Here is a 5,655-nt window from a genome sequence, read left to right as displayed (position 1 = left end):
TCGCTATTAGTCAGGCAAGCTGACTGAATAGCTCCCACAAACACTTTGACTCTGGGTGGGAGCGAATCAGCCGGAGGCTATTCGCGAAGAATTAATCCTTGTTGTTACCATTCAGCGCATCAAACTGCTGTTTAACGTAATCCAGCGTTGTGTTCAGCGTCTGAATCAAAGAGTCGTTATACAGGAATTTGGCCTTCAGACGCGCTTCCTGAGCATCCATACGGGCCTCAAGATCCGCGCGATCTTCTTCAACCGTGGTAATGTCCTGATCAAGCGCCGACAATTTATTCGTAATCGTACCGCTGCTGTTATCAAGAAAGTTCAGCAGGATATCTTTGAGCTGATCACCAAAGCCGGTAATGTAAGTAACATCTCCCCGGTATCCGATATCTCCCCCGGTGACCTTCAAACGGATCCCAGATGCGTCATCAATCTCACCGTTGGCATCCTTACCGCGCTCACCATCACCTACACCACGAACAAAACCGAACAAGTCTGCTGCGTCATTCGGCAGGTCTTTGATTTCCACCGACGAATCGGCACCGGTACGGTTGGAGATGATACCGAATTTATTAAAGGCAAAAGAGGATGTGTCATCTGTGTATTCCACCTTCACAGAAACACCTTCCGCTTTGAGCGTTTCGTTGTCATTGATCGCCGTCTGCATTGCCGATGCCAACGCTGAACCGCTGATATAAGTGGCTGGGAAATTCAGTTGAATCTCTGCCTCAACACCATCGACTTCGATCGTAAAGCTGCTGTTGTCTGCATCGAGAACCACGGGTGTATCGAAACCAGCAGACTCACCACCAATATAAAAGCCCGGGGACGCCTTCACGTTACCATCAACGGCTCGTAAAAACTGCCCGTTGCCCGACGCCTCTACACCGTTGATTTTACCCGCAACGTCCTGACCTTTCGGAATATCCTGGCTGTACAGGCTCACATCCTGCAAACCGAGGAATGCAATGGCGTCGGCATCCAGTTCAGTAAATCCAACACGGGTACCTTCACCACCGATCTGAATATTGAATGACCCAAGGTCACTTTCCGGGTCGTATTCATAACTGACGGCAGGATCAAGATCGTAGCCAAACTCGCGACCACTGCTCATGCCAAATCCGTCGTATCCGTTGGTACTGGTTTCAGCCGACAAGCCTAACGAGGTTGCTGCCGTCCCCCCGAGATTACTTACCTCAACACTCGCTGCAGAACCAAAAGTTGCCGAGGTTTTAACGCCCTCTTTCGAATTCGTCTCAAAATATAATTGGCCAGAACCATCGACGGCAGCTGTTACATCACCCGCCTGATATTCACCAGAAGCAATGAGCGCCTCATCCAGCGCACTCTGAATGGCAACGAGATTCGACTGACTGTCATTGCTACCAGAGGTACCATCACCAGTGACGTCAACATTGATGGCCGTACCGCCCACGGTGAGTGTAAAGCTTGCATTCTGCCCCGGTGCCGAGAAATCAAAACCAGTCGAGATATCACCAAACGCTGATGTCTGAGCACCACGCCCGTCACTGACGACTTCGATAAACTCCTCATGCCCGGTCGCTACTGTGCTGAGTTTCAGACCGGTGCCGTCCAGGGATGCAGTCACTACGCCTGCACCATAGGCAGCATCAAGCGCTGCTTGCACGTCAGCAACATTGTCACCGGAATCGGTATTAACAAGAATGTCCTGCTCTACGCCCGACACATTGAGACGGAACCCAGCGTTTGTTGTGCTGAAGTCGATATTGGCACTGATGTCACGCGAACCGGTCGCTGTCTCGCCGCCGCGTACAACGCCAGCAAAATTAGGATCTGTGCTTAAAGTGGCGCCCAACTGGTTCTGTATTTCCGTCGCCAGGTCAGCACCGGTCAGATACGTCCCCGCGGGAATAGAAACAAAGCCATCAGAATCGATGCCATCCACCTGCACTTTAAAATTAACCGCAGCCTGGAAATCAAGGCCGGGATCTTTACCATTGGTCTGAGCGCCCTGCGTCGCATCAAGGCCGAGCTGAGTATCAGTAACCGATGCGCCAACAGACGCAATTTCAATTGAGCTTGCCGCACCGACCGATGTCGTTTCGAACTTCAGATAACCATTGTTATCGAACGTGGCCAGCACCTGACCATTGAGAGCAGTCGAATCAATCGCCGTCTGAATCGCCTGCAAAGTATCATTGCGATCACCGAAGGTGCCGTCACCATTCAGGTCCTGTCCCTGAGCATTCTGATCGACGGTGACAGCGATCGGGCCGGAGCCATCCACATCAAGGCTGAAAGTCGCATTATTTGCCTGAAAGTTAATACCGGTTTCGGGATTGAGAAAGCGGCTTCCCGCGTCGGTCGTCGCGCCCCGCCCTGCAAACGCCGCCGCATTTAAGGTCGTCAGTTCTCCACCTTCGTAAGTACCGCTACCCAGCGCACTGAAGCCAAGGGTGTTAGCAGTATTGCCACTCACCGACTTAATATAAACCTGAGAATCAGCCCCATACTTATTCGACGTGATAGAAAAGTTATTACTGCTGGTATTGAAATCCACCGATACCGAGTGACCAAACTGAACCAGGGTGTCGTTACTGTTGATCTGCAACGCCAGCTCTGCCGCCAGATCATCGCCCGAGGTGTAATCACCATGCGTCAGATTTACGGTCGCATCTTTGCCATTCACATTAATCGTAAATGTATCGTTACTGCTGTCGACAGTGACAGGAGACGCAAAATCCAGCAGGCCAAGAGATGCTGATGTGTATTTTGCCTGCGTCGCCAGTTGCGTTATTTCAACACCATAACTGCCCGCTTTGGTATTGATGGAGTCGTTCACGTAGGTGATCTGGCTATCGCTGGTTATACCGGACTTCGCCAGAATACCAACGATAGATGAACGCTCTTCATTGATGGCTTTACGGAATACCGATGGGTCGTACTCAAGTAGATAATCGTTATTACGATTCGTATTTACACCCAGCTCTGTCAGCGAGCGATATTCACCATTCAGCCCTGCAATAGGCTCAGAAATCAGCGATCGGATCTGGCTTTGCATGGTCCGAATGGTCGAATCTCCCAACAGTAAGCCTGCTTGCTGACTGTCTGAATCGTAGGATGACAGGTCGTCAACAAACTGCTTCAGATTGTTGTAGGCATCAACAAAGCCCTGAATGTTTTCGCTCAGCGTATCGGTATCTGGTGTCACACCAATGCTTACCTGAGTACCGACATCGGCACTTTTCAGGTTAATGGTCACGCCTTTAATCACCTCATCAACACTGTTGCTTTCTCGGGTGATCGTAAGGCCGTTCACTCTGAGCTGCGCATTTTCGCCGCGGCTTGTCTGTTCAAGATTATCAGGACCAGCCTGAAGCTCATTAAACGCCATCGACGCCAGGCCATTGGTCAGTAGGTTACCGCCCTCGTCGCGTGCTTCAATCCGCATGGCGTTGCTGGAACCCGTATCGTCGCTCGTCATCAGCAGACGGTAACCACTGCCATCGTTAATGATTGAGGCTGAGACGCCCATATTAGCGTTATTGATCGCATCACGAATACCGCTCAGGGTGCGATTAGATTCGTCAATCGTGATGGTACGGGTCGGCCGATCGGTATTCACGTCCTGACCAGTAATGTCGCCCGTGACGGCATCATAATTGTTGGTACCAAAGCTGAAAGTCAGCTCGCCGGTACCCACAATTTCGTCAAAACTATTAAATGTGCCTGTCGCCAGTGAATGCGACTTTGCCGTATTCAAAACCTCGACACTGTAATTACCTGGATCGGCAGTCGTTGAGGTAGTAACGGTCAGAATATCTTCGTTGCTGGAAGTAGCGAGTGTCGCACCGGCCGCACTCGGCGATGCGAGGTTGTTAACAGACGACTGCATGGTCGACATCAGAGATTTGATTTCGCCATATGCAGTGATTTTGGCCTCGATCAGTTCCTGACGGCGATCAAGACGGAGTTCACTGACTTCCCTCTCAGCGCCAATGATCTGCTCGACGAGGTCGGTAGTCAGTACACCTGAGCCCAGACCTAACGATTCTATCGATGCCATACAATCCTCTCACTGCTGATTTGCAGCCATAAAAAAACCCACACTTACCTTATCGGCCAGTGCGGGTCTCTTTTTAGAGCGGTTTACTTAACCGTTACACTTGCGCACTGAACAATAAAGATGGCTCTTCATCATTCAATTTCTGCGCCAGCTCCAGGGCCAGCTCACTGGGGATCTGACGAATCAGTTCCGCAGATGATTTATCATAGACGCTGATAACCGTCTTACCGCTGTTTTCATCCAGTTTGAAGTCCAGAGTCCGTTCTGTCTGTTGCACGTATTCATTGATACGGGAAACAGCGTCACGCACTTTGTCTGAACTCACTTCTGCCCGGGCTTCGGCACCCTGCGGCAATTCCTTGCCGCTGGTAGCGCTGATATCAGCGCTGACGTTAACCTTAGCAGACTGACCCTGGGTGACGCTGACAGTGGACGCCGCAGCGGACTTATCCATCATGTTATTTCTCAGCTCGTTCATAATTCACCTCTATGGTATCTGAATCAGTATCTGAGTCAGTAAAAGTGGGCTGGTCAACCAGCCCATCTTACCCTTTACCTTATCCCAGCAGAGACAGAACCTGCTGACCAGCTGCGTTGGCCTGAGCCAGTACCGAGATACCAGCCTGCTGCAGTACCTGAGTACGTGACAGCTCCGCGGTTTCGGCCGCAAAGTCGGCATCCTGAATCCGTGAGTTCGCAGCATTCAGGTTCTCAGAGGTCACCTGCAGGTTGCTCACTGTAGATTCGAGACGGTTCTGAATCGCACCAAGGTCGGCTCGCTGGCTCGCCACCTGACCGATTGCGTTGTCGATCGCGGTGATTGCAGCCTGAGCACCTTCGAAGGTCGAGATGTCGATGTCAGCAAGGAACTGACCGTCTTCACCACCACCGTAAGTACCCGTTTCCAGACCAATCGCATCCAGTTCAGCGTTACCGTTAGCACCACCTTCCAGGGTGAACTCTTTCGCAGAGCTCAGCTTCACTGTGCCGTAGGTAGTCTCGTACGTTGCTGCCTCAGAAGAGGTCGCCGCACCAGATACACTTTCTGCACCGAAGGTCGCTTCACCGATACCATCTACTTTAGCGTCCAGCCCCATTACTGCACCAATAGAGGCGTTGGCACCAGACTTATCATCAATCGCGATAGAGACGTTACGGCCATCTGCAGCAGTCAGCGTCAGAGAAACACCGTTGTCGACCGCAGTAACACCTGTTTTACCCGCGTTCTGGTTAATCAGGTTCAGAGCGTCCGTACGTGCACGGTCTGAGTCAAGGTTGCCGCCGCCATCGGTCTGTAGGGTCACTGTGCCGACTTCAACACCATTGACATAGATACCAGCCTGGTCACCTTCTTCGAACTGAGACAGGTCGATGCTCTTGCCGTCGCCCCCCACAACCTCAGTTGCGTTCACTTCAGCAGATACACCGGTCTCATCGGCTACTTCGTTGATCGCAGCGGCGATCGCGATAGCAGACTGAGACTTCTCAGAGGACAGGATACGTGCACCGTCAGAGGATACGGTTGCAGATGCCTTGTCGGCATTCACATCCGCTGCACCGATGGTTACACCGTTGATCAGCAAGTCACCGTCTTCCAGACCGTTTAC

Annotated in this window: 3 protein-coding genes; all 3 read right to left on the bottom strand. The window is 51.6% G+C overall.

Going from position 1 to position 5,655, the window contains the following annotated elements:
- Window positions 1–91 precede the first annotated feature (91 nt).
- The gene (gene fliD / locus B2067_RS09465; protein ID WP_301388253.1) at window positions 92–4,048 is read right to left on the bottom strand and encodes a flagellar filament capping protein FliD; all 3,957 of its coding nucleotides are present in this window, start codon (window positions 4,046–4,048) and stop codon (window positions 92–94) included.
- A gap of 94 nt (window positions 4,049–4,142) precedes the next feature.
- Window positions 4,143–4,526 (bottom strand): flagellar protein FlaG, encoded by a 384-nt coding sequence (locus tag B2067_RS09460; protein ID WP_301388251.1) that lies wholly within the window; start codon window positions 4,524–4,526, stop codon window positions 4,143–4,145.
- Between the two features lie 79 nt (window positions 4,527–4,605).
- Window positions 4,606–5,655 (bottom strand): flagellin (locus B2067_RS09455; RefSeq protein ID WP_301388250.1); only part of this gene is annotated, 1,050 nt, incomplete at its 5' end.

Source organism: Thalassolituus sp. UBA2590, from assembly GCF_002339775.1.
GTDB lineage: Bacteria > Pseudomonadota > Gammaproteobacteria > Pseudomonadales > Oceanobacteraceae > Thalassolituus.
This window is presented reverse-complemented; position numbering and strand designations above follow the sequence as displayed.

Excerpts from the sequence above, each read along its gene's own strand:
- fliD (WP_301388253.1), bottom strand. The coding sequence starts at position 4,048 with ATGGCATCGATAGAATCGTTAGGTCTGGGCTCAGGTGTACTGACTACC.
- B2067_RS09460 (WP_301388251.1), bottom strand. The coding sequence starts at position 4,526 with ATGAACGAGCTGAGAAATAACATGATGGATAAGTCCGCTGCGGCGTCC.